At 68.7% G+C, this 22,131-nt stretch carries 25 protein-coding genes and 1 pseudogene; 13 read left to right on the plus strand and 13 right to left on the minus strand.

Annotated features, from left to right (window positions below):
* Window positions 1–53 precede the first annotated feature (53 nt).
* Genes MJQ72_RS26970 through MJQ72_RS26980 form a run of 3 tightly spaced genes read right to left on the minus strand, consistent with a single transcriptional unit; the run spans window position 54 to window position 2,373 of the window.
* Window positions 54–332 carry a hypothetical protein gene (locus tag MJQ72_RS26970; RefSeq protein ID WP_240593805.1) on the minus strand — a complete coding sequence of 93 codons (279 nt, stop codon included), beginning with the start codon at window positions 330–332 and terminating at the stop codon, window positions 54–56.
* Between the two features lie 60 nt (window positions 333–392).
* Window positions 393–1,631, minus strand: coding sequence for an HNH endonuclease signature motif containing protein (locus MJQ72_RS26975; protein ID WP_240593806.1), 1,239 nt, complete (start codon window positions 1,629–1,631; stop codon window positions 393–395).
* A 46-nt stretch (window positions 1,632–1,677) separates the two neighbouring features.
* Window positions 1,678–2,373 carry a methyltransferase domain-containing protein gene (locus tag MJQ72_RS26980; protein WP_240593807.1) on the minus strand — a complete coding sequence of 232 codons (696 nt, stop codon included), beginning with the start codon at window positions 2,371–2,373 and terminating at the stop codon, window positions 1,678–1,680.
* A gap of 28 nt (window positions 2,374–2,401) precedes the next feature.
* Here MJQ72_RS26980 and MJQ72_RS26985 point away from each other — a divergent pair, with 28 nt between their 5' ends.
* Window positions 2,402–2,782 carry a MerR family transcriptional regulator gene (locus MJQ72_RS26985; protein ID WP_240593808.1) on the plus strand — a complete coding sequence of 127 codons (381 nt, stop codon included), beginning with the start codon at window positions 2,402–2,404 and terminating at the stop codon, window positions 2,780–2,782.
* A gap of 25 nt (window positions 2,783–2,807) precedes the next feature.
* On the opposite strand, the gene MJQ72_RS26990 is transcribed toward MJQ72_RS26985, so the two are convergent.
* Genes MJQ72_RS26990 through MJQ72_RS27000 form a run of 3 tightly spaced genes read right to left on the minus strand, consistent with a single transcriptional unit; the run spans window position 2,808 to window position 4,205 of the window.
* Complete coding sequence (locus MJQ72_RS26990) at window positions 2,808–3,395, minus strand: DUF305 domain-containing protein (RefSeq protein WP_240593809.1); 588 nt, start codon at window positions 3,393–3,395, stop codon at window positions 2,808–2,810.
* Between the two features lie 47 nt (window positions 3,396–3,442).
* Window positions 3,443–3,814 (minus strand): DUF6153 family protein, encoded by a 372-nt coding sequence (locus tag MJQ72_RS26995; RefSeq protein WP_240593810.1) that lies wholly within the window; start codon window positions 3,812–3,814, stop codon window positions 3,443–3,445.
* Window positions 3,815–3,833: 19 nt separating this feature from the next.
* Window positions 3,834–4,205 carry a metalloregulator ArsR/SmtB family transcription factor gene (locus tag MJQ72_RS27000; RefSeq protein ID WP_240593811.1) on the minus strand — a complete coding sequence of 124 codons (372 nt, stop codon included), beginning with the start codon at window positions 4,203–4,205 and terminating at the stop codon, window positions 3,834–3,836.
* A 75-nt stretch (window positions 4,206–4,280) separates the two neighbouring features.
* Here MJQ72_RS27000 and MJQ72_RS27005 point away from each other — a divergent pair, with 75 nt between their 5' ends.
* Both MJQ72_RS27005 and MJQ72_RS27010 read left to right on the plus strand, forming a co-directional pair.
* On the plus strand, window positions 4,281–5,267 hold the full coding sequence (locus tag MJQ72_RS27005; RefSeq protein WP_240593812.1) for a cation diffusion facilitator family transporter: 987 nt from the start codon (window positions 4,281–4,283) through the stop codon (window positions 5,265–5,267).
* Window positions 5,264–6,310 (plus strand): winged helix DNA-binding domain-containing protein, encoded by a 1,047-nt coding sequence (locus MJQ72_RS27010; protein ID WP_240593813.1) that lies wholly within the window; start codon window positions 5,264–5,266, stop codon window positions 6,308–6,310. The genes MJQ72_RS27005 and MJQ72_RS27010 overlap by 4 nt, the downstream gene beginning before the upstream one ends.
* On the opposite strand, the gene MJQ72_RS27015 is transcribed toward MJQ72_RS27010, so the two are convergent.
* Window positions 6,303–7,460, minus strand: a complete 1,158-nt coding sequence (locus tag MJQ72_RS27015; RefSeq protein WP_240593814.1) for an epoxide hydrolase family protein — start codon at window positions 7,458–7,460, stop codon at window positions 6,303–6,305. The two genes, MJQ72_RS27010 and MJQ72_RS27015, sit on opposite strands and share 8 nt — an antisense overlap.
* A 78-nt stretch (window positions 7,461–7,538) precedes the next feature.
* Here MJQ72_RS27015 and MJQ72_RS27020 point away from each other — a divergent pair, with 78 nt between their 5' ends.
* Complete coding sequence (locus MJQ72_RS27020; protein ID WP_240593815.1) at window positions 7,539–7,931, plus strand: NUDIX hydrolase; 393 nt, start codon at window positions 7,539–7,541, stop codon at window positions 7,929–7,931.
* On the opposite strand, the gene MJQ72_RS27025 is transcribed toward MJQ72_RS27020, so the two are convergent.
* Window positions 7,909–9,114 (minus strand): MFS transporter, encoded by a 1,206-nt coding sequence (locus tag MJQ72_RS27025; protein WP_240593816.1) that lies wholly within the window; start codon window positions 9,112–9,114, stop codon window positions 7,909–7,911. The two genes, MJQ72_RS27020 and MJQ72_RS27025, sit on opposite strands and share 23 nt — an antisense overlap.
* 80 nt (window positions 9,115–9,194) lie before the next feature.
* Here MJQ72_RS27025 and MJQ72_RS27030 point away from each other — a divergent pair, with 80 nt between their 5' ends.
* The 5 genes from MJQ72_RS27030 (at window position 9,195) to MJQ72_RS27050 (ending at window position 13,363) form a co-directional block, all read left to right on the plus strand.
* Window positions 9,195–10,616: a PLP-dependent aminotransferase family protein gene (locus tag MJQ72_RS27030; RefSeq protein WP_240593817.1), complete on the plus strand. Its 1,422-nt coding sequence runs from the start codon at window positions 9,195–9,197 to the stop codon at window positions 10,614–10,616.
* 124 nt (window positions 10,617–10,740) lie between these two features.
* Complete coding sequence (locus tag MJQ72_RS27035; protein WP_016335879.1) at window positions 10,741–11,184, plus strand: single-stranded DNA-binding protein; 444 nt, start codon at window positions 10,741–10,743, stop codon at window positions 11,182–11,184.
* An 85-nt stretch (window positions 11,185–11,269) separates the two neighbouring features.
* Window positions 11,270–12,298 (plus strand): polyprenyl synthetase family protein, encoded by a 1,029-nt coding sequence (locus tag MJQ72_RS27040; protein WP_240593818.1) that lies wholly within the window; start codon window positions 11,270–11,272, stop codon window positions 12,296–12,298.
* A 36-nt stretch (window positions 12,299–12,334) separates the two neighbouring features.
* Entirely contained in the window at window positions 12,335–12,643 is a 309-nt protein-coding gene (locus tag MJQ72_RS27045; protein WP_240593819.1) for a cupin domain-containing protein, read from the plus strand.
* Window positions 12,644–12,736: 93 nt separating this feature from the next.
* On the plus strand, window positions 12,737–13,363 hold the full coding sequence (locus MJQ72_RS27050; RefSeq protein WP_240593820.1) for a TetR/AcrR family transcriptional regulator: 627 nt from the start codon (window positions 12,737–12,739) through the stop codon (window positions 13,361–13,363).
* Here the strand turns inward: MJQ72_RS27050 and MJQ72_RS27055 are convergent.
* Window positions 13,353–14,303 (minus strand): hypothetical protein, encoded by a 951-nt coding sequence (locus tag MJQ72_RS27055; protein WP_240593821.1) that lies wholly within the window; start codon window positions 14,301–14,303, stop codon window positions 13,353–13,355. The two genes, MJQ72_RS27050 and MJQ72_RS27055, sit on opposite strands and share 11 nt — an antisense overlap.
* Window positions 14,304–14,494: 191 nt before the next feature.
* Here MJQ72_RS27055 and MJQ72_RS27060 point away from each other — a divergent pair, with 191 nt between their 5' ends.
* Entirely contained in the window at window positions 14,495–15,364 is an 870-nt protein-coding gene (locus MJQ72_RS27060) for a hypothetical protein (protein ID WP_396427009.1), read from the plus strand.
* Here the strand turns inward: MJQ72_RS27060 and MJQ72_RS27065 are convergent.
* On the minus strand, window positions 15,361–15,924 hold the full coding sequence (locus tag MJQ72_RS27065; RefSeq protein WP_240593823.1) for a hypothetical protein: 564 nt from the start codon (window positions 15,922–15,924) through the stop codon (window positions 15,361–15,363). The two genes, MJQ72_RS27060 and MJQ72_RS27065, sit on opposite strands and share 4 nt — an antisense overlap.
* Window positions 15,925–15,981: 57 nt before the next feature.
* Window positions 15,982–16,493: pseudogene (locus MJQ72_RS27070) on the minus strand (DinB family protein).
* A gap of 99 nt (window positions 16,494–16,592) precedes the next feature.
* On the opposite strand from MJQ72_RS27070, the gene MJQ72_RS27075 reads away from it, so the two are divergent.
* A complete protein-coding gene (locus MJQ72_RS27075; RefSeq protein ID WP_240593824.1) occupies window positions 16,593–16,934 on the plus strand; it encodes a helix-turn-helix transcriptional regulator in 342 nt (113 codons plus the stop codon).
* 53 nt (window positions 16,935–16,987) lie between these two features.
* A complete protein-coding gene (gene recQ, locus MJQ72_RS27080; RefSeq protein WP_240593825.1) occupies window positions 16,988–18,820 on the plus strand; it encodes a DNA helicase RecQ in 1,833 nt (610 codons plus the stop codon).
* Here the strand turns inward: recQ and MJQ72_RS27085 are convergent.
* Window positions 18,817–19,035: an antitoxin gene (locus tag MJQ72_RS27085; RefSeq protein WP_093936308.1), complete on the minus strand. Its 219-nt coding sequence runs from the start codon at window positions 19,033–19,035 to the stop codon at window positions 18,817–18,819. The genes recQ and MJQ72_RS27085 overlap by 4 nt on opposite strands.
* Window positions 19,036–19,176: 141 nt before the next feature.
* Between MJQ72_RS27085 and add the strand changes: the two genes are divergently transcribed.
* Window positions 19,177–20,151 carry an adenosine deaminase gene (gene add, locus MJQ72_RS27090; protein WP_240593826.1) on the plus strand — a complete coding sequence of 325 codons (975 nt, stop codon included), beginning with the start codon at window positions 19,177–19,179 and terminating at the stop codon, window positions 20,149–20,151.
* A 69-nt stretch (window positions 20,152–20,220) separates the two neighbouring features.
* On the opposite strand, the gene MJQ72_RS27095 is transcribed toward add, so the two are convergent.
* Window positions 20,221–21,924, minus strand: a complete 1,704-nt coding sequence (locus MJQ72_RS27095; protein WP_240593827.1) for a cellulase family glycosylhydrolase — start codon at window positions 21,922–21,924, stop codon at window positions 20,221–20,223.
* Window positions 21,925–22,131: the final 207 nt, after the last annotated feature.

Below are 22,131 nucleotides of genomic sequence, written 5' to 3' on the forward strand. Positions count from 1 at the left end.
TCTGTCCGGTGGGTTTGGTGATGGTGAGGGGCCCATCCAGCCGGGTTTGTCGTTCAGGCATCGACCAGCTCGGTATCGGCGGTATGACCACCGAATTGCCAGGGCGACGAGTGGTCGAGGTCGCAGGCCTGGGATGCGGTGGCTGCCGGGTCTTCGGTACTCACGGTCCCTGCCCCGTCGCCAATTCCTGACAACGCCATCGTCGTTTTCCGGCAACAGCTCAGAACCCGCACGAACTCGTCCGCTCCAGCCATGGGTCGATACCGATCCCGCCCGAGGTCGAGAACCTGCCCCGAGGACGGGCCGGTGATCCGCCGCAGCAGCAACAACATCCACATCCCCCGACCCATCGCCAATCCCCGACAACACCGTCGTCGTTTTCCGGCAACGGCTCAGAACGGCGGTGGTTCCTCGGCGCGGGGTTGGCGCAGTGGCGGAGGTGAGCTGTCGTACCTCTGCCCCGTAGGTGTGGTGATCGTGAGGGTTCCGTCGGGGCCTAGTCGGTAGTTCCAGCCGGGTTCGTCTTTCAACCGGTGGTCGCGGCGGCACAGATCGACCAGCTCGGTATCGGCGGTATGCCCGCCGAACTGCCACGGCAGCGAATGATCAAGGTCGCAGGCCTGCGCCACACGGTGACAACCGGGTCTTCGGCACTCCCGATCCCGCACCCGCACGAACTCGCCCAGGCCCGCCGTCGGCCGATACCGGTCACGGCCCAAGTCGAGGACCTGTCCGGAGAGTGGGTCGGTGATGATCCGCCGCAACACCGTATTCGGCCCAGAAGCGATCTCCCGCGCCAGTGAGGCGGGGATGTGCCCGTGTCCGGCCAGCTCCGCGGGATCATCGTTCAACCCCAGATACGTGTGCAGGTCCATATAGAGGAACACCTCCGACCGCTCACTCGTCCCACCCTGACCACCCAGCAGAAGATCAAGAGCGACATCCGCCCGCAGCTGGTCCAGCGTGCGTGTCTCGCCACCGGCCCGTAGCGCGCGTGCCTCGCGGTCGATGCGGGTGTAGGCGGCGGCGACTTTCTCCACCGGCCCGTCTTCGACCTCGATGGAGGCCACTCCGGTCTCCCCCTGCCGCACCGTCAACCGGCGCCCGCCACGATTCCGCTCAGCCCGCCGCGCCGCACCCTCACGGTCGGCCATCATCGCCGCGTGATTCGCCGCCTTCCGGATCTGATCAGAGTTTCTGTCCGGCAGCCGGTCCTCCAACACCGCATCCACCGCGCGGGCGTCCTCATCGGAAAGCCAGGCGGTGGCGGCGGCGACTTTCATCGCTCCGAAGCCGCCCACCTTCCCCCGGTCCAGCAGCCCCAGCGTGCACGGCAGGCGGGTGGTCAACGCCTCAGCCGTCGACACCAGACCGGCAGCGTGACCGTCCACAACGGACAGAGCGAGCGCAACCTCCTGCACCACACTGCCGGCCCCATCACGATGACGGCTCAACCGCCCCAGCGCACGGAACCGGACCGCCTCCAACCGTGCGATCCCCTCCGACGCCGCCACCGCGGCATCAATGGCATCGTTGTCCCCCAACGAATCCAGTGAAGCATTGACCTCCCGAAGAGCATCCGACGACGTGATTTCCTTCAATAGCGCCACAGTGGCGTTGAGAGTGTCCACACACAGAACGTACAACCGACCACCGACAGTTTCCGACGAGAGCGACTCAGACCAGTCCGGAAGCCAGAAACTGTGGCACGGCAACACAATCAACCTGCTCCGCCAGCCAAAACTCCCCCTCTTCAACGGAAATCGCCCCCACCCGGACCGCGACCTCCACCAGCCCGCGAACGAACGATTCCCCGCCGAGAAACCCGACGACCGCCTCCACCGAGACATCACGAAACCCGCATCCGGTGAGCAGCCGCCGAAACCCGCGCGCGATCCGGGGCGCGGCGATCACCGAAGCCCGGGCACGCACGATCTCCCGCGTCAGCGCCGGATAGGAGGAGTCGATCATCAGGCCTTCCCAATCGGGCCCGGACAAGACGATCCGTCCACCTGGGACCAGAACCCGCCGCGCCTCCGCGAGAGCGAGCTCCGGCTCCGCCAGTTCGTGGAACACCTTGTCCGCCCGGTAGCCCGCGAACCCGCCCTCCACTGGCAGCGCGCAGGCGTCGCCGAGCAGGAAATCCCCCTCAGGCGACCGGCGACGCGCTTCGTCGATCATCTCGGCCGAGAGGTCGACGCCGGTAGCGCGGAAACCCCGCGACGACAACTCCGAGACTGCCAGCCCGGCGCCGCAGCCGACGTCGATCACCGCGTCACCCGGTTCGAGCCGGAGCAGTTCGTAGGTCCGGGCCCGCAGTTCGGCGGCTCCCGGCAGGGCATCGGCGGCGTCGAGCCGCTGCAACATGGACATACCCCGGATCGTCCGACTTAATGACGACATGAAGTCAAGCACCTTGAGCGTCGGCGAGGTCGCGGAGCGCTTCGGCCTGGCGACGCACGTCCTGCGCCATTGGGAATCCGTGGGCCTGCTCAAGCCGGCGCGGACGGGCGATCGGCGGCGGTACGACGACAACGACCTCTACCGGATCGCGATCATCCTGCGCGCGAAGGAAGCGGGGCTGAGCCTCGACGGCATCCGCGAGATGTTCCAGAAGCCCAGCGAGCGCGAAGCGATCCTCAAGCACCACAAGCAGGAACTCGAGCGACGTATCGCGACCGCGCAGGCCTCGCTGGCGATCATCGACTGTGCTCTCGGATGCGAGCACGACGACTTCACCCAGTGCGCGCATTTCCGGGAGGCGGTGGCACGGGCCGGTTGATCCCGGGCCCGCGCCACCGTCCCGCTCAGCCGAGCAGCGCGCGCATTTCGGTGATCTCGGCCTGCTGACCGTCGATCACCTTCTGCGCCAAGGCTTTCACCTCGGCGTTACTACCCTGCCGCAGCGCGGTCTTCGCCATTTCGAGCGCGCCTTCGTGATGCTTGACCATCATCTCCAGCCACTGCTTGTCGAAGGCGGCGTCCTTGGCCTTGCCGAGTTTCGCGAGATCGTCCTCGGTCATCATGCCGGACGCCGAGCCGTGTCCGGAGTGCTCGCCCGACGGCGCCACTCCCCAGCCCTTCAACAATCCGTTCAGCTGCTGGATCTCCGGATCCTGCGCCTTCTGGATCCGGGCGGCGAGGTCGACGACCTTCGCGTTCCGGGTGCGGCCGTCGACGAGTTTCGCCATCGCGAGCGCCTGTTCGTGATGCGGGATCATCCCTTGCGCGAACGTGACGTCGGCCTGGTTGTGGCCGGCATGCTGGGGGGCCGGCGCCTTCACGGTGGACATGTCGTGCCCGGTGGAAGCGGTGTCGGAGCTGGCGCATCCGGTGAGCACGGCGAAGGAGGCCAGGGCGGCGAGTGCCGCTCCGACCAGTTTCCTGCTGGTCATGGTTCTTCCTCGAATCGGTTTCGGGCAGGGCGGGACGAACCCGCCTGTCACACCCGCAACACGCAGAGGAGGGACAAATTCTCCGGTACCGGTCTCCAGCGGGGCGGATCACGGCCCGACGCCGAACCGCCCGCCCGCCGTGACTTCCACGTCGCCGCCGTCCGTCCATCGCGTACGAGCAGCCAGGTGACGATCAGCAGCACACCCGCGGCGAGCACCGCGAGGCACAGGTGCAGTCCACTGTGTCCACCGTCGTCGTGCGAAGGCGTGTCCGCGCAACAGGGATCCGCCATCGCGACCGCGGAGTGCCCCGCGTCGTGGCCGGACTCGGCGACGACGTGGTGCATGCCGACGAGCCCCAGCGCCACCACGCACAGCAGCAGCCACCGCAGGACGGCCGGGCGCGAGGACTGGGTCACGGCTCCACCGTAGCCGGATTCAGCGCGCCGCCGGACGGTGGGGTTTCGCCGCCGAATGCAGTGCCGGGATGTCGCGATCGATGTGGTCGGCGTGGAACAACGCCTGCGCGAGCAGGCCACGGACGTGATCGTTGGCCGCCGAGTAGTAGACGAACGTCCCCTCACGGCGGCCTTTCACCACGCCCGCGAGCCGCAGTTTCGCGAGGTGCTGGCTGACCGCCGTCGGCGCCGCGCCCGCCAGCTCCGCGAGACAGGCGACCGAGGACTCGCCCTGCAGGAGCGCCCAGAGGACCTTCACCCTCGTCGGATCCGCGAGCAGCCGGAACGTCTCCGCGGCCAGGTGGACCTGCTCCTCGGTGGGCATCTCGAAATCCGGAACCGACTCGTGCATACCAGGAGGATAGCCGCTATCCTTCTGGCTGCGTACCTGCATGACTGCGCAGGTATCAGAACAGTGAGGTGGAAGATGCCCGGGCATGGACACAGTCATGGCCACCAGCCTGCGAAGAGCCGTCTCCGGCACCTTCTGACCCCGCACAGCCACGACAGCGCAGACCGCGTCGACAGCGCGTTGGAGACCAGCAAACGCGGCGTCCGGACGCTGATCTGGTCGTTCGCCGCCCTGTTCCTCACCGCCGTCGTCCAGCTCGCGCTCGTGCTGATCACCGGATCGGTGGCCTTGCTCGGCGACACGATCCACAACTTCGCCGACGCGCTGACCGCGCTCCCGCTCGGTATCGCCTTCCTGCTCGGCCGCCGCGCCGCCACCCGCCGCTACACCTACGGGCTCGGCCGCGCCGAAGACCTGGCCGGTGTGCTCGTCGTGCTGCTCATCGCCGCTTCGGCCTTCCTCGCCGGGTACGAATCCGTGCAGCGGCTGCTCGATCCGCGGCCGGTCCAGCATCTGTGGGTGGTCGCGGCGGCGGGGGTCATCGGCTTCGCGGGCAACGAACTCGTGGCCCGGTATCGGATCACCGTCGGCCGCGAGATCGGCTCGGCCGCACTGGTCGCGGACGGCCTGCATGCCCGCACCGACGGGTTCACGTCGCTCGCCGTCGTGCTCGGCGCCGTCGGGGTGGGGCTGGGGTTCCCGATGGCCGACCCGATCATCGGTCTCGCCATCACCGTCGCGATCCTGTTCGTCCTGCGCGACGCGGCCAAGGAGGTCTTCCGCCGCCTGATGGACGCCGTCGACCCGGCCGACGTCGATCGTGCCGAACACGCGGCCGCCGAGGTCCCCGGCGTGCTCGGCACGCGGGACCTGCGGATGCGCTGGATCGGGCACAGTCTGCGCGCGGAGCTGGCGGTGTCGGTCGAGGCGGGGCTGACGGTCACCGAGGCGCACCGCCTTGCCCACCGCGTCGAGGCGCGGCTGCGTGAGGTCCTCCCGCGTCTCGCGGAAGCGGTCGTGCACACCGAACCGGTGAACGCCCATGAGATCGTCAGCGGGTGACGCCGTCCGACAACGACATCCGCGCCGTCCGTGCCCGCGCGCAACTGCTGACCGAGCCGGCCGCGGACGTGCTCACCGTCGCCACCTCCGTCGCCGCCGTCCAGGCGCAAGCGACGCCTGCCGCGCGGCTCGCCTTCCGGGCCCGTAGCCGGGGCCTGACCGCGCAGGACGTCGACGCGTCCCGCGAGGTGGCGCGCACCTGGCTGATGCGCAAGACGCTCCACTCGGTACCGACGGTGGATCTCCGCTGGCTGAACCGCCTGTTCGGGCCGCGAAACGTCCAGGCGGGGCAGGGCCGCCGCCGGCAGCTGGGCCTCACCGACGAACTCTGCGACCGAGCGCTCGACAAGCTCCAGGATCTCTTGCCCGGCAAGGCACTCACCCGCCAAGAGATCCTCGACGGCTTGGCCGCCGACGGCATCGCGCTCGACGCGAAGTCTCAGGCCCCGGCCCATCTCCTGGCGTATGCGGCCAATCGCGGGTTGCTGTGCCGGGGCCACGACGCCGGGACAGAGCCGACGTACGTGCTCCTCGACGAATGGACCACCGAAGACCATGCCCCGGCGGAACCGCATACCGAGCTCGCCCACCGGTACCTGACCGCGTACGGCATCGCGACCGCCGAGGACTTCGGTGCTTGGTCCGGGCTCCCGCTCGGACTCTGCCGCAAGGCTTTCGCCGCACTGGATCTCGTGCCCGCCGGTGGCGGTTTCGCGCTTGCGCGGACCGAGCTGACCGCTCTTCCCTGTCCGCCGCGTCTGCTCGGCGCCTTCGACACGTACCTGCTGGGCTACCGCGACCGCGATCTGCTCCTCGATCCGGCCGAGGCGAAACGCGTCAACGCCGGTGGCGGGATGATCGCGCCGACCGTACTCGTCAACGGCCGGATCGCCGGAACCTGGCACACCAAGCGGACCGCGAAGCAGACGAAGGTCGTCGTGGAGCCCTTCGCCGTGCTTCCTCGATCCGCCATCACCGGGCTGGAGTCCGAAGTGGACGATTACGGCCGCTTCCTCGGCGAGACGACCGTCCTCGTCATTTGAGGGACCGGAAGAACTCCCGTACGTCCGAGACCAGGATCTCGGGCTCTTCCAACGCCGCGAAATGCCCGCCGCGATCGACGTCGGTCCATCGCACGATCGTGTGGGCGTGCTCGGAGTACCGCCGGATCCCGACATCGTGCGCGAAGATCAGCGCCGCCGTCGGCACGCCGGAGTTCTTCTCGACGGCTCCCCAGGTCTCTGCCTGCGCGTAGCCGACGTACGCGGACGAAGCAGCCGTGCCGGTCAGCCAGGTGAACATGACGTTGGTCAGCAACCGGTCCCTGCCGATGATCTCCTCCGGCAGCGTGGGGCGCGGATGCGTCCACTCGCGGAACTTGTCCATGATCCAGGCCAGCTGCGCGACCGGGGAGTCGACGAGCCCGTAGCCGAGGGTCTGCGGCCGCGTCGACTGGATCGCGATGTAGCCGAACTCCTCCTGCATGAAAGCGCCGATCCGCTTGATGCGGTCACGTTCGACGTCGGTGAGCGAAGCGAGTTCCTCGTCCGACAGCGACATCGGGGGCATCGGTGTCAGCCCGCCGTTGACGTGCACGCCGATCACCTTGTCCGGCGCGGTCCTGGCCACCTCCGGCGACACCGAGGCGCCGAGGTCGCCGCCCTGCACGCCGTAGCGTTCGTATCCGAGCCGGCGCATCAGTTCCGCCCACGCCCGGCCGATCCGCGGCATGGTCCATCCGGAATCCGAGACAGGGCCCGAGAAACCGAAGCCCGGAAGCGACGGGATCACGAGGTGGAACGCGTCCGCCGGGTCGCCGCCGTACGCTTTCGGGTCCGTGAGCGGACCGATGACGTCGAGGAACTCCACGACCGACCCCGGCCAGCCGTGCGTGAGGACCAGCGGCGTCGCATCGGCTTCCGGCGAGCGCACGTGCAGGAAGTGGATCCGTTGCCCGTCGATGACCGTGGTGAACTGCGGGTGGCGGTTGATCTCGCGTTCGGCGGCGCGCCAGTCGTAGCCGTCGCGCCAGTATTCGGCGAGTCCGCGCAGCCAGGTCACCGGCACTCCGGTGTCCCAGCCGTCGCCGGGGAGCGGCGCGGGCCAGCGCGTGCTGTCGAGCTTCGCGTGCAGCTCGTCCAGCTGCTCCTGGGGGATGTCGAGGCGGAAGGGGCGGATCTCGGTGTTTTCCATAAAGCCCACGTTACGAGGGATTGCGGACAGTTTCGGTCCTCGATCAGGAAGACATTCCGGATGCGGGAGGATTCGCTCGTGACGGACAAGTACTTGGCATACGGCAGGCTCATCCGCGACGGAAAGATCCTGTTCATCCGGCGGCAGCCGTCGTCGTTCCTGGGCGGCCGCTGGGAACTGCCGGGCGGGACCGTCGAGCCCGGCGAGCGCCCCGCCGAGACCGTGGTCCGCGAGTTCGCCGAGGAGACCGGGCTGACCGTCCACGTCACCGGCGAACGCGGCACCCACAGCTGGGACGACGTCGCCGGCAGGCCGATGCGGATCCACGCCGCGGTGTACGCGCTCGCCGAGGAGGATCCGGGCGAGGTCGTGCTCGACCCCGAGGAACACGACGCCTTCGTCTGGTGCGCCCGGGACGAGGCCGCGGAGCTCGACCTCGCGGAGCACTTCAGGCGAGCACTCGAGGACTGACTCCCAGACCGGGCTTCGGCCTGGTCCGCTCCGCCCAGCGGACGGCGGGCGCGGTGAGCGTCCCCGCCAGCAGGAACAACCCGCCCAGCACCACCCAGCCAGCCGTCCCGCCGACCAGGATCAGACCGGTCAGCAGAACCGGGCCGAGCATCCGGGCGATGGCCGTCCCCGCACCGAATAGCCCTTGGTACTGCCCTTGTTTGCCGTCGGGCGCGAGACCGAAGCCGATCTCCCAGGAGCCCGCCGCCTGCGCCATCTCCCCCACCACCTGCAGCGCGGCCCCCGCGAGCAGGACCAGCGCCGCCGCCCACGCGGAATCACCCATGGCGGAGAACGAGAAGATCAGGCAGGAGACGAAAAGCAGCAGCCCCGCGTGCCGGACGTAGCGGGAGGCGCCACGCAGGCCGGTCACGCCGCGCGCCACCCGCACCTGGAACACCACCACACTCGCCGTGTTGAGCACCAGCATCGCCGAGACCAGCCAGCTCGGCGCCGCGGTCCGGGTCGAGATCCACAGCGGGAGGACCAGGCTGAACAGCGGCAGGTAGAGCAGCATGATCATGTTGAGCAGCGCCAGAAGCGCGTACGGGCGGTCGCGGAGGACGGCCACGGACGGCTCACCCGCCCGGATGGGCACCGGAGCGACCGAAGGCACTTTGCGGAGCATGAAAGCCGCGGCGACGAAGGTCAGCGCGTCGACGACGAACACGGTAAGGAACGCTTCCCGCGTCCCGATCGCCAAGGCGATCCCACCGAGCGCCGCGCCGATCGCGATCCCCGCATTGGACATCGCCTGCAACCGGGCGCGGAACGTGGTGCGCTCGGCGGGGTCGATCAGACCGGCGAGCAGTGCCTGCCGTGCCGCGCCGAGACCGCATTGGAAACAGGCGTAGACACAGGCCGCGATCACGAACGCGAAGACCGAGCCCACGAAGAGGAACGCCGTGACCGACGCGGCCGTGCCCAGCGCGAGCAGGACGGCCGTGCCCTTCGGCCCGCGGCGGTCGGCCAGCTGCCCCAGGGCGACCCCGGCCACCGAGCCGACCGCCCAGCCCACGGTGAGGCCGAGTCCCACCTGCGCGGGCGAAAGCCCGACGATCAGCGTGAAGTACAGCGCCGAGCTGACGTAGTAGGCGCCGTCGCCGACGGAGCTGATCAGCTGAGCCGAGGTCAGTCGCTTCATACGCTCAACCTAAGCACCGGATTGGCCACATCCCAGCGCCAATATCCGTCAATCCGGTTGGACCAATATAGGCTCGGCACGTGCCGTTCCACATCAGCCTCGACGGGCACGCCGACCTGGCCGCGCGGATCTACCGCCAGCTCCGCGACGGCATCCTCGACGGACGCCTGCGCGCCGGGGAACGCCTGCCGCCGACCAGGGAACTGGCCCGCGAGCTCGACGTCTCGCGCAACACCGTCGCGGTCGCCTACGAACGGCTGACCGCCGAAGGCTTCCTCGACAGCCATGTCGGACGCGGGACCTTCGTCAGCCCCGGCTTCGTGGCACGTGCGAAGCGCGCCGCGCCCGCGGGCACCGGGGTGCGGCCCATCGCGCGGTGGAGTTCGCCGCCGGGCCCCGTCGGCGACGACCGGCCCGAGTTCGACTTCCGGGTCGGCGCCCCGGATCCGGCCCTGTTCCCGTTGCGGACCTGGCGACGGCTGGTCAACCAGGCACTCCGGCCCTCGCTGCTGCCACCATCGGGGTACGCCGACCCCGCCGGGCTCGAAGCGCTGCGGGTGGCGATCGCCCGGCACATCGGCGCCGCCCGATCCGTGCGAACCGGCGCCGAGGACGTCCTGGTCACCCAAGGCGCGCAACAGGCCCTCGACCTGATCGGCCGGGTCTTGATCGAACCCGGCACGCGTGTCGCCGTCGAAGACCCCGGTTATCCCCCGGCCGAGCGGCTTTTCACCGCTCACGGCGCCCGGATCGTGAAGGTGCCGGTGGACGCCGAAGGCCTCGACGTCACCGCGCTGACGAAGGGCACCCGTCTGATCTATACGACGCCCTCGCACCAGTTCCCGCTCGGTACGCCGATGTCACTCACCAGGAGGACGGCGTTGCTGGCGTGGGCGGAACGGAACGACGCGGTGATCATCGAGGACGACTACGACAGCGAGTACCGCTTCTCCGATCGGCCGCTCGAACCGCTCCAAAGCCTGGACCACGACGGCAGGGTGCTCTACGTCGGATCCTTCTCGAAAACCCTGCTTCCCTTGCTGCGTCTGGGTTTCCTCGTCGCGCCCGGCTCACTGCGCCCGGCGTTGCGGCAGGCGAAGCAGCTCATGGACTGGCACGGGGACCTCGTCACGCAATCGGCGTTGGCGAGCTTCATCGACGAGGGGCTGCTCGCCCGCCACGTACGCAAGGCCACCCGGGAGTATTCGGCGCGACGAGACCGGATCCTGGCCTTCGTCCGCGACGAGCTGCGAGACTCGCTGGAGATCGTTCCTTCCAGCGCCGGGCTCCATCTGTGCGCGCCGGTCTCTCCACACGCGACGGTCACTGTGGACGGTGCGGTCGCCGCGGCGGCTCGGGCCGGAGTCGCCGTCGAAAGCCTGTCCACGTACGGAGGAACACGCGGCGGCCTGGTGATCGGCTACGGCCTGGTCGGTTCCGGCCGCATCGACGAAGGGCTCGCCCGGCTCGGAGAGTGCTTTTCCGGTTCCGGAATGCCCTGAACGACCCTGTCATGACATCCGATCGCCGCGGGACGCCGAAAACTGTCGTACCCCGGTGGTCTCCTCTTCCCAGGCGACAGCGGGCCCGTCCGGGGCCGCGCGCGAAGCAGAGGAGGAAAGTCCCATGGCCGGAGAAACGGTGCTCACGGTGATCGGCAACCTGACGACCGATCCGGAGCTGAAGTTCACCCCGTCGGGAGCCGCGGTCGCGAACTTCACGGTCGCGTCGACACCCCGCGTCCTGGACCGCGCGAGCGGGGAATGGCGCGACGGAGACCCGCTGTTCCTGCGCTGCGCGCTGTGGAAGCAGGCCGCGGAGAACCTGGCCGAGTCGCTCACCAGGGGGACGAGGGTGATCGTGCAGGGCAGGCTGAAACAGCGATCGTTCGAAACCAAGGAGGGCGAGAAACGCACGGTGGTGGAGCTCGACGTCGACGAGATCGGCCCGTCGCTGCGGTATGCCACGGCGAAGGTGAACAAAGCGGGCCGGAGCTCGGCCGGCACGCCGTCGGACGGCGCGTGGGAGCGAACGCCGGTGGCCGCCGGAAATCCGGAACCGCCCTTCTGACCGGGGCGGTTTCCCTCTCGGGAGGGAGCGATCTCCCTCCCGCGCGTCAGGCGGTCACGCACCTCCGGCTCGGATGCTGGAGGGCGTGAACACGACCACGATCGTCACGGAACTCGGGCTGGACCCGGCCCTCGAGGGGCACGTGGAATTCGCCGCCGAACTCCGCACCGGGCTCGCCCGGGTCGAGGAAAGACTTCAGGAGGTGTTGCGCAGCCCAGGTCATCCGGAGCTCACCGAAGCCGCCACCCATCTCGTCCGCGCGGGCGGAAAGAGGCTTCGCCCGTTGATGGCGTTGGCCGGAGCCGCGTTCGGCGACGGGCGGGACGAGGCGATCTCGGCGGCCGTACTCGTCGAGCTGGTCCATGTGGCGACGCTCTACCACGACGACGTCATGGACGAGGCGCCGATGCGGCACGGGGTCACCAGTGCGAACTCCTTGTGGGGGAACAAGAAAGCCGTCTTGGTCGGAGATTACGTGCTCGCCTGCGCGGCGCGGGTCGGTGCCGGGCTCGGCGACTACGCGTTGCGCTCGCAGGCGGAGACGTTCGGCAGGCTCGTGCGCGGCCAATTCCTGGAGACGACAGGGCCGTTCGAAGACTGCGGCCGTCACGCACCGTACGAGCACCACATCCAGGTGATGGCGGACAAGTCCGCGTCGCTGATAGCGATGGCGGGCAGGCTCGGCGCGCAAGTGTCGGGCGCGGATGAGCGGACCATCGAAACGTTGGGCCAGTACGGCGAACTGATCGGCGTGGCGTTCCAGATCTCCGACGACGTGCTCGACATCTCGGCGTCCACCACCGACCTCGGCAAGTCCGCGGGTACGGATCTCCGCGAAGGCATCGTCACCTTGCCGATGCTTCACGCGCTCGACGACGACGGGCCCGGCGCGGCTCGGCTGCGCGAGATCATCGGGCACGGGCCGGTTTCCGATCCGGCGGTCCGCCGGGAGGCGTTGGGGCTCCTGCGCGAGTCCGCCGGCGTCGTGCGTGCCCTGGCCGAAGCCCACGGGTACGCCTCGAAGGCGAGGGACCTCGCGCTGAGCCTTCCCGACCGGCCGGCCAGAGCGTTGCTGGTCGGCCTTTCGGCGTTCGTGGTCGACCGCGGCGAATAGGCGCACGGTGCCCGAAACCAGGGTTACAGTGGCGGAATGACCACCGAAACCCTGGAAAACGTCGAAGGCCGCGACATCGGCTCCGGAGTCTCGATCATCCGCGAACGGACCGACGTCGACGGGTCCGGACCGAGGCTGCACCAGCACCCGTATCGCGAAACCTTCGTCATCATCCGCGGCCGGGCCAGGTTCACCATCGGCGATTCCGAGCGCGAAGGAGGGGCGGGCGACGTCCTGGTCGTGCCCGCGGACACCCCGCACAAGTTCGCCGTGATCGGCCCGGAAGTCTACGAAGCCGTCCACATCCACGAAAGCGACCATTTCATCACCGAATGGCTCGAGTAATTCTGTCGCACGCCAGAAAACCCTTTCCCGGGCTAGAATCCGACGACGTGCTCGTGGCCGGGCGGGCACCCGAGGCGACGGGAACCGGGAACCGTGACCGACGTGGCGGACCGCAGCGGCGACAAGACCCGCCAGGTGGACAGATTCGACCAACGGCGCGCGCAGCTGGCGATGTCGGCGCTGGTCACCTTGTCCGAACTGGGCTACGCGCGCACGAGCCTGCGGGAGATCGCGCAGAACTCCGAGTTCTCCCACGGGGTACTGCACTACTACTTCCGGAACAAGGCCGAGCTGATCACGTACTGCGTCAAGCAGTACAAGGCCGAATGCGTCACCCGGTACGACCGGATAGTCGAGACCGCGGAAACGGCCGAAGCGTTGAAGACGGCCTTCGGTGCCGCGACGGCCGCCACGCTGCGTGAAAACGCCCGGCTGCACAGGCTCTGGTATGACCTGCGCAACCAAAGCCTGTTCGAGAAGCTGTTCCAGGCCGATGTGCTAGCGATCGACGAGACACTCGAACTGATGATCTGGCGGGTCGTGTCCCGGTACGCGGAGCTGCTGGGCAAGCCCACGGATTTCGCACCATCGACGACGTACGCGCTCTTCGACGGCCTGTTCCAGCAGGGCCTGCTGAAACACCTCGCCGGCCGGGAGGACGCGGCGAGGTGCCTTCAGGATTCGGTCGAGCAGGTGCTGACGCGGCTCTTCACCACTTGATGGTCGGATACCAGATGACGCCGGTCCGGCCGAGCACCCGCAGGTCCCAGTACAGCAGCGTGAACGTCCCGGCGACCAGCAACGCCGCACCGGTCACCACGGCGATCCGGGTGGGCTTCGCGAGCATCCACCGCTGCAGCCGCCCGCCCGTGCCGTGGGTGAGCAGCAGGAACAACAGCGCCATCACCAGGATGTTGCCGACCGATTGGAGGGCGAACGCGGCCGCGCCGTAGAAGACGTTGTGGCTTTCGGCCGCGCTGCGGAACATCATCCGGAACAGCGGGAACGGCCTGCCGATCAGGAACCCGCCGATGAGCGCGCCCATCAGCACCAGCGGCGCCGACGGGAACCGGCGGGTGAGCCCGGCGATCGGGTTGCGGACGACGCCGACGGAAGCCAGGCCCAGCACGATGAACACGATCCCGATCACGCCGTAGACGATCATCGACTGGATGTTCCGCGGCGTGAGCCCGCCCGGCGACGAGACGGTCGAGAACTGCGGCATCCGGGTGCCCACGAGCGCGACGACGACGCCGTACACCACGGAAACCGTCAACATCCCCGCCGCGATCCAGCCCAGCGGCTTCAAGGTGTCGATGAACTTCGGCCGCCCGGTGGCTCCTCCGCCGACAAGCGGGGCGACGGCACCGAAAGCGGCGATGTTGCACGCGGTGAACGTCCCGGCGAGGCCCGAGACGAACGCGAAGAACGTTCCGGCCAGCACTCCGCCGATCGGGGTCGCCTTGGCGTCGTGCCCCAGCAGGGTGTTGGCGACGCTGTCCCCGATCACACTGTCCACAAAAGGCGCCGACCAGATCACCGTCAGCGCGAAGCCGGCGAGAACGGACCAGAGGATCACTCGCCATCGGTGTTCCGGATACGGTCCGGAGCCGAGGAAATGCGCTCGCGGGGAAACGGGAGCGCGTTCGGTCACGGACATTCGTACCTCCAGCGGCTGGTGGCTTCCCCCCGCTGTTCATCGTTGTGCCGTGATCCGGGCCGCGCCACCTCCAAAGTGCCGATCCGCCCTTGGTCCGACCGGCTCCGGGCAATCCGCCGCGTGAGTGGAGCGTCACCGGGTCTCGTGGGATCATCGTCGGACGCGTGCGGCTACCGAACCTGCGGAGGGCGATGGACTTCGACGAGGTCGCGGACGAGCTCTACGCCGGCGATCCGGCCGAGTTCGTCGCGATGCGCAACCAGCGGGCGAAAGAGGCCAAGGCGGCGGGCGACGCGGCCTTGGCCGAGCGTATCCGCGCCCTGCGGAAGCCGACACTCGCGGCCACGATCCTCAACCGCCGCGCCGGGTCCCCCGAGCTGGCGGAGCTGGCCAGGCTGGGCGACGATCTCCGCAAGGCGCATTCGGCGCTGGCCGGTGAAGACCTGCGCAAGCTGGCCCGGCGGCGCCAGGAGCTGGTGAACGGGATCCTGCGGGACGAACGTTCGATGAGCGAATCCGTCAGCCGCGAAGTCGAAGCCACCCTCGAAGCCGTCGTGGCCGATCCCGCAGTGGCGGCGCTCGCCCTGGCCGGACGGCTCAGCAGCGGCGCGGACAGCTCCGGCGACCAATGGCTGACCAGCGGGTTCATCCCGCAGCCGAAGCGGAAACCCGCCCCGGAGCGCGAAAAGCCCGCCACGGTGTCGCATTTGGACGATCGGCGGAAGGCGAAACGCGCGGCCGCCGAAAAGGCCGAACAGGAGCGGATCGACAAGGCCCGCGAAGAGGCCGAACGCGAACAGAAGCGGGTGGCGGAGTTCAACCGGCTCCGGCGCGAGGCGGCCGATCTCGCCAAGGCCCGCAAGCAGGCCGAGATCGACCTTTCCCGCGCCGAACGCCGGGCCGAAAAGGCCACGGAGAAGGCGAACGACCTCCGGCGACGGCTCGCCGACGCCGAACTCGAGGAAGAGACGGCGAACGGTGAGACCGCGGCCGCGCAGACCGTCTTGGACGATCTGCGCGCCGAGGCCGACCGTATCGACGAAGCCCTCGAACAGTTCTAAGCCGGCTGCCGGTCACGAAGCCGCGTGGCGGTCACCCGGCGCCCGTACGGCGTCTTGCCGCCCGGCTTGTACACCGACAGCACGGTCATGGTCACGTACATCGTCGTGGACACGATGATCGGGTAGAACCCGTCCACGCGACGGCCCATTTCCACGAACGCACCGTCCATAGTGGACTCGGCGGCGGCCGCCAGCTCCCTCATCCCCGGCAGCAGGGAGAACAGGGTCAGCCCGGCGGCGATCAGGGTCAGCACGAGTTTGATCGCGACCCATTTGTACCTGACCAGTCCCCATTTCGTGCCGACGCTGAGCACGATCCCGCTGACCAGGGCGGTCATGCTCACCGGCAGCAGCAGGTAGCCGCCGACCTGCTCCATCATCAGGATGGCGGCGTGCTGACGCCGGGCGTCGTCGGTGAACACGGAGGTGAAGGTCAGGACCGCGTTCACCATGGTGATCCCGAGCCAGCCGAGCGAAGACACGACATGGACGACGAGGACGAGTTTCCGCCACCGCGGGGTGAGCGTCATCGGCGGTCGCCGCACTGTGGAAGTACTCATGCGACCAGTGTTTCCGCCGGTGGCGCTCCCGTCGTCCGTCGTGGAGCGGCACCTCGCCTACGTATAACGGAGTACGAGCCCGCGGACGTAGGCCGCCTGCCCGGCGTGCTGGAGATCGTCGGAAAGCACGCTGACCAGGCGAACCCCGAGGCTGACCGGCGGATCCCACGCCTCGTCGACGATACGGTCGAGGTCGGCCTCGCCGAGTCCGGCGACCCAGGCCGCCGTCGCCTCGTGCACCGCGTCGTAGTACCCGGTCAGCAGGTCGGCGGAGCCGACACGGACCGCCTCGACGTCCTCGGGGCGATGTCCGTAGCCGATGTCCGACGCCGGGAAGGGCAGCCCGAAGCGGCCGACCCAGTCCTGCGCGGTCCAGATCTGCTCGGTGCCCATCAGATCGGCGACGTGATCGTCCTGCACCCTGGCCAGATGCCACACCAGCCACGCGATCGTGTTCGCGCCCGGCGCCGGGCTCGCGATCAGCTGGTCGGCGTTCAGCCCTCGACGGCGTCGTGCACCACTTCCTGGACGCGGCCGAACCCGTCGGCCACCACTTCGGCCAGTTTCATCGATTCCCCTTCCTGCGTCTGCGGCCCACGATGCCACCGCGAGGTGACCCCGGCCTTGCAACCTTGACTTATATAAGCCCAGGCCGTGATAGTTGCCGGATGCACGCGTTCGACGTCCTCGGGGATCCGGTGCGCCGCCGGATCCTGGAACTGCTGGCGGGCGGGGAACAGAGTTCCGGCGACGTGACCACGGTGGTCCGCGCCGAATTCGGGATCTCTCAGCCCGCGGTGTCCCAGCATCTGCGCGTCCTGCGCGAAAACGGCTTCACCACGGTCCGCGCCGAGGGCGCACGGCGGCTGTACTCGGTCGATCCGGGCCCGCTCAAGGAGATCGACGGCTGGCTGGAACAGTACCGGCGGTTCTGGGCCGGACCGCTCGACGCGCTCGCCACCGAGATCGCCCGCGGCCGCCGCGAACGCCGGAAGGCGACCGAGGACTAGGCCGGGCCCTGGCCGCGCGGGGACTGTCGGACCCCGCCCCTAGAATCGTCCGGGTGGCAGCCCCCGACATCGGTACCTCGGAAGCCCTTGAAACGCTGAACCGCGTCTTCGGTTACGACGACTTCCGCGGCGACCAGCACGCCATCGTCGAACACGTCATCGCAGGCGGTGACGCGCTCGTCCTCATGCCCACCGGCGGCGGGAAGTCGCTGTGCTACCAGATCCCCGCGCTGGTGCGGCCGGGCGTCGGCGTGGTGATCTCGCCGCTGATCGCGTTGATGCAGGACCAGGTCGACGCGCTGCGCAACCTCGGCGTGCGCGCGGGGTTCCTGAACTCGACGCAGGATTACGCCGAGCGGAACAGGGTCGAGGCCGCGTTCCTCGCCGGCGAGCTGGACCTGCTGTACCTGGCGCCGGAACGGCTTTCGGTCGAGTCGACGGTGCGCCTGCTCGACCGCGGCAAGATCTCGCTCTTCGCGATCGACGAGGCGCACTGCGTCTCCCAGTGGGGTCACGACTTCCGGCCCGACTACCTGATGCTGTCCGCAGTGCACGAGCGCTGGCCGGACGTGCCGAGGATCGCACTCACCGCCACCGCCACGAAGGCGACGCACGCCGAGATCGCGTCCCGGCTCAACCTGGAGGACGCGCGGCATTTCGTCGCGAGCTTCGACCGGCCGAACATCCAGTACCGGATCGTCGGCAAGAACTCGCCGCAGCGGCAGCTGCTGGAGCTGCTGCGCACCGAGCACAAGGGCGACGCGGGGATCGTCTACTGCCTTTCCCGGAACTCGGTGGAGAAGACCGCGGACTTCCTGGTGGAGAACGGGATCCCGGCGGTGCCCTATCACGCCGGGCTCGACGCGCGGACCCGCGCGAAGCATCAGTCGCGGTTCCTGCGCGAAGACGGGCTGATCGTCGTCGCGACGATCGCGTTCGGCATGGGCATCGACAAGCCCGACGTCCGGTTCGTCGCGCATCTGGACCTGCCGAAGTCCGTCGAGGGCTACTACCAGGAGACCGGTCGCGCGGGCCGCGACGGGCTGCCGTCGACGGCGTGGCTGGCGTACGGCCTCCAGGACGTCGTCCAGCAACGCAAGATGATCGACACCTCGGAGGGATCCGACGCGCACAAGCGGCAGCTGAGCGCCCATCTCAACGCGATGCTGGCGCTGTGCGAGACGGTCGAATGCCGCCGTGTGCAGGTGCTGAGCTACTTCGGGCAGCGGAGCGAGCCCTGCGGCAACTGCGACACCTGTCTGGCACCGCCGGAGACCTGGGACGGCACGATCCCGGCCCAGAAGCTCCTCTCGACCATCGTCCGGCTGCAGAACGAGCGGCGCCAGAAGTTCGGCGCCGGGCAGATCATCGACATCCTGCTCGGCAAGTCGACCCCGAAGGTGACCCAGCATCGGCACGACACTTTGAAGGTCTTCGGGATCGGCACGGAGCTGAAGGAGCCGGAGTGGCGGGCCGTCGTGCGGCAGCTCCTGGCGCAGGGGCTCGCGGCGGTCGAGGGCGACTACGGCTCGCTGGTGCTCACCGAGGGCAGCGCGGAGGTACTGAACGGGACGCGGAAGGTCCAGCTGCGGCGCGAGCCGGAGCGGGCGGCGAAGGCCGCGGCCCGCTCCAGCGCGAAGAAGGCCGCGGCCGCCGACATGCCCGCCGAGGCGGCGCCGGTGTTCGAGCTGCTGCGGTCGTGGCGGGCCGCGGCGGCGAAGGAGCAGGGCGTGCCCGCGTACGTGATCTTCCACGACGCGACCCTGCGCCAGATCGCCACCAAACGGCCGTCCACGCTGCAGGAGCTGGGCACCGTCAGCGGCGTCGGCGAGAACAAGCTCGCGAAGTACGGCGAGCAGATCCTCGAGACGCTCGCCGAGGCTTAGTGCTCGTAGGGCCGGCGCGGCGGCCGTCCGGTCATCCCGTCCACCTTGCGCACCGCGCCGTCGATCTGGCTGTGGTACTTGCCCTTGGTCTTGTGGTCGACGAAGGTCGCGGCCTTGTTCACGGCCTTGGAGACCTTCTCGGGGTTCTTCCGCACGTAGGCGCGCACGGCCCCGGCGGTGCCGGCCAGGGCGGTCAACTTCCGCAGTAGAGCCACGATGGTCCCTTTCCTCGGGTCGTCTGGTTGTCCTGCTCAACGACCGGTGACGGCCCTAGGGTTCCCCGCCGGGAGCCGAATCACTCATTCCGCCGGAAAACGGGGCGCGCGGCGAGGGCCTTGACCACTAAATTCGTGCTCATGCGGGATCTTTCGCTGCTGCCCAAGGCCCATCTGCACGTCCACCTGGAGAGCACCATCCGGCCGGACACGCTCCGTGACATCGGCGAGGCGAACGGCATCGCCGTCCCCGCGGAGCAGCCCGTCTTCGACGGATTCCGCGCGTTCGGTGACTACAACGGGCTGCTGCGGTCCTGCCTGCGGAGGCCGGAGGACTTCGAACGGGTGGCGCGTGAGTTCTGCGAGGACCAGGTCGCGGACGGCGTCCGCTACGCCGAAGTCACCTTCACTGCGGCCTCGCACGGCGAACGGCTGGGCGAGCCGGACATGCCGCTGGCGTCCGTCCTCAAAGGACTGTCGGCGGGTGCCGCCGAGTACGGGCTCCACTGGCGGATGATCCTGGACCATTCGCGCCGCCGTCCGGTCGAACGCGCCCGGCTCACCCTCGACCTCGCTCGCCGGTACGCCCCGGACGGGGTGTTCGCGATCGGTCTCGCCGGGGAGGAGAAGTATCCGCTCGCGCCGTTCGCCGGGATCTGCGACGAGGCCGAGGAGGCGGGGCTGCACCTGATCCACCACGCCGGGGAGGAGGCCGGCCCGGCCAGCATCCGCGAGGCGCTGGAGGTCGGGCACAGCGAACGGATCGGCCACGGCATCCGGATCCTGGAGGATCTCGCGCTGGTCGCCGAAGTGCGGGAACGCGGTATCGCGCTGGAGGTCTGCCCGTCGTCGAACGTGATGCTCGGGCTCGTGCCGTCGTTCGAGGAGCACCCGCTCCCCCGGCTGGTCGACGCCGGGCTCGTGGTCACCCTCAGCACCGACGTCCCTTCGATCACCGGAACGACGCTGACCGACGAGTTCCTGCGCACCCGGGAGGCGTTCGCCTACCACGATCACGCGCTCGCCGGACTCGCCCGCGCGTCGGTCGACGCGTCCTTCGCGCCCGCCGAGCTCAAGCGTTCCCTCCACGCGGAGATCGACGCCTGGCTCTCCTGACGCGATCAGTCCTCTGGATGCGGTACTTGCGCGTGCAAGTACCGCATCCAGAGGACGAAACGCGAGGGGTCAGCCGGTCGGGAAGTCGTCCGGCGTGCGGATGCGGTCCCGCACCCAGACCCCGGCGGGCTTCAGCATCGAAGTGCCGGTGAAGGAGTTCCCGGCGCAGGTTCCGGTCTTGAACACGGCACCGGAGCGGAAGTCGTCGGAGAAGTTCCAGTTCGTCCAGCCGATCTTCTTGGCGGCCAGCAGATCCAGATACCTCTGCGAGTACGTGAAGTCGTTCCCGCCGTCACCCGTGTAGGTCTGGGTGCCGAATTCCGTGACGAACACCGGGAGCTTGTCGGCCGTCCGCGCCAGCGCGTCGTAGTGCTCGTCCTGGTGCGACGCGGCGTAGAAGTGGAACGTGTACATGATGTTGGTGGCGTTGACGGGGTTGTTCAGGATGTCGGTCTCGTCGCGCTGGTCGGAGACGCCGAAGGTCGACCAGCCGTGCGTACCGAGGAAGACGACGCTGTCCGGGTCCTGGGCCCGGATCACCGGGATGACCTCTTCGGCGTACCGCTTCACGTCCGCCCAGCTGACGCCGTTCGGTTCGTTCGCGACGTCGTAGATGATGTTGACCTTGTCCTTGTGCCGCTGGGCGATCTCGGTGAAGAAGGTCTTCGCGAGGTGGGTGTTCACGTTCGGGTCGCCCGGGTCGAGCTGGTGCCAGTCGACCAGGACGTACATCCCGCGTTTCGTCGCCTCTTCGATGTAGTTGTGCATCATGTCGGTGAACTTGCGCGGGTTGCTCTCGTAGCCGTCGTCCTGGATGTACATGGCGACGCGCAGGATGTCGGCCTTCCAATCGTTGGCCAGCGCGTCCAGCGAGGCGGTCTTCACGCACTGGCTGTACCACTGGATCCCGTGCGTGCTCATCCCCCGCAGCTGGATGGGCTTGCCGTACTGGTTGCACAGTTTGACGCCGCAGACGTGGAGCTTCCCGTTGATGGACACCGGTGTCCCGGTGCCGCACGCCGGCGTGGTGGCGGAGACGGTGTTGCTCGGCGCGGACGTGTTGCCCGCCGCGTCGTAGGCGACCACCGTGAACGAGTAGGCCGTCGACGCGGCGAGACCGGACACCGTCGCGGGCGGATTCACCGTCGTGGCGACGGTTTGCCCGTTCCGGAGGACGCGGTACCCGGCGACGCCGACGTTGTCGGCCGACGCCTGCCAGGTCAGGGTCACGCTGCCGCAGGTCACGTTCGACGCGCTGGGCGACCCCGGCGCCGACGGGGCTTCGGTGTCGTTCGAGCCGCCGCTGCCTTCGACCGATAGCGAGTCCGCGTTGGGGCCGCCGTTCGCCGTGACGGCGGTGGTGCGGATCTTGTTGCTGCCCGCGGCGAGGTTCACCGTGGTGGTCACGGTGCGCCAGGTCGTCCACGCGCCGGTGCCGGCGAAGCCGAGGTCGTCGACGGCGATGGAGCCGTTGACGGTGATGTCGAGCGGGCGGTTGGCGGTGGTGCCGTTGGCGTAGCGGAAGGTCAGCGTGTGCTGCCCCGCCTGCGCCGCGTTGACGGTGTACTCGACGTAACTACCGGTGACGTTCTCGTAGTTGACGAAGCCGGATCCGGTGAAACCGGTGTGATTCGATTCGACCGCGCCGCGCGAGATCGTCGCGTCCTCGGATTCGTAGCGGACGGGAGCCGCGGAAGCGGCCTGGGCGGAGATCGGGACCGAGGCGGCCGCGAGCACCGCGACCAGCGCCGCCCGCCATCTTGGGCGTACCACTTTGTGCCTCCTTCAGAAGCGTCGTTGCGTTCCGTGAAGCAGGGGCGCGGCGAGCCCTTGTTAAGAAACCTTCCTAACGCGGACCAGTCTCACCATTCGGGTGAAGCGCTGTCAACAGGGCAAACGGGGCGATCGCACCCCGCATTCAGTCCTCTACTTGCGGTAGTTGCACGCGCAAGGACCGCGTTCAGAGGACGAAACGCGGGG

Source organism: Amycolatopsis sp. EV170708-02-1, assembly GCF_022479115.1.
GTDB lineage: Bacteria > Actinomycetota > Actinomycetes > Mycobacteriales > Pseudonocardiaceae > Amycolatopsis.

Excerpts from the sequence above, each read along its gene's own strand:
- MJQ72_RS27075 (WP_240593824.1), top strand. The coding sequence starts at position 16,593 with ATGCACGCGTTCGACGTCCTCGGGGATCCGGTGCGCCGCCGGATCCTG.
- MJQ72_RS27065 (WP_240593823.1), bottom strand. The coding sequence starts at position 15,924 with ATGAGTACTTCCACAGTGCGGCGACCGCCGATGACGCTCACCCCGCGG.
- MJQ72_RS27035 (WP_016335879.1), top strand. The coding sequence starts at position 10,741 with ATGGCCGGAGAAACGGTGCTCACGGTGATCGGCAACCTGACGACCGAT.
- add (WP_240593826.1), top strand. The coding sequence starts at position 19,177 with ATGCGGGATCTTTCGCTGCTGCCCAAGGCCCATCTGCACGTCCACCTG.
- MJQ72_RS27015 (WP_240593814.1), bottom strand. The coding sequence starts at position 7,460 with ATGGAAAACACCGAGATCCGCCCCTTCCGCCTCGACATCCCCCAGGAG.
- MJQ72_RS26990 (WP_240593809.1), bottom strand. The coding sequence starts at position 3,395 with ATGACCAGCAGGAAACTGGTCGGAGCGGCACTCGCCGCCCTGGCCTCC.
- MJQ72_RS27025 (WP_240593816.1), bottom strand. The coding sequence starts at position 9,114 with ATGAAGCGACTGACCTCGGCTCAGCTGATCAGCTCCGTCGGCGACGGC.
- MJQ72_RS26980 (WP_240593807.1), bottom strand. The coding sequence starts at position 2,373 with ATGTCCATGTTGCAGCGGCTCGACGCCGCCGATGCCCTGCCGGGAGCC.
- MJQ72_RS27060 (WP_396427009.1), top strand. The coding sequence starts at position 14,495 with ATGGACTTCGACGAGGTCGCGGACGAGCTCTACGCCGGCGATCCGGCC.
- MJQ72_RS26970 (WP_240593805.1), bottom strand. The coding sequence starts at position 332 with ATGTTGTTGCTGCTGCGGCGGATCACCGGCCCGTCCTCGGGGCAGGTT.
- MJQ72_RS27005 (WP_240593812.1), top strand. The coding sequence starts at position 4,281 with ATGCCCGGGCATGGACACAGTCATGGCCACCAGCCTGCGAAGAGCCGT.
- MJQ72_RS27000 (WP_240593811.1), bottom strand. The coding sequence starts at position 4,205 with ATGCACGAGTCGGTTCCGGATTTCGAGATGCCCACCGAGGAGCAGGTC.
- MJQ72_RS27045 (WP_240593819.1), top strand. The coding sequence starts at position 12,335 with ATGACCACCGAAACCCTGGAAAACGTCGAAGGCCGCGACATCGGCTCC.
- MJQ72_RS26985 (WP_240593808.1), top strand. The coding sequence starts at position 2,402 with ATGAAGTCAAGCACCTTGAGCGTCGGCGAGGTCGCGGAGCGCTTCGGC.
- MJQ72_RS27055 (WP_240593821.1), bottom strand. The coding sequence starts at position 14,303 with ATGTCCGTGACCGAACGCGCTCCCGTTTCCCCGCGAGCGCATTTCCTC.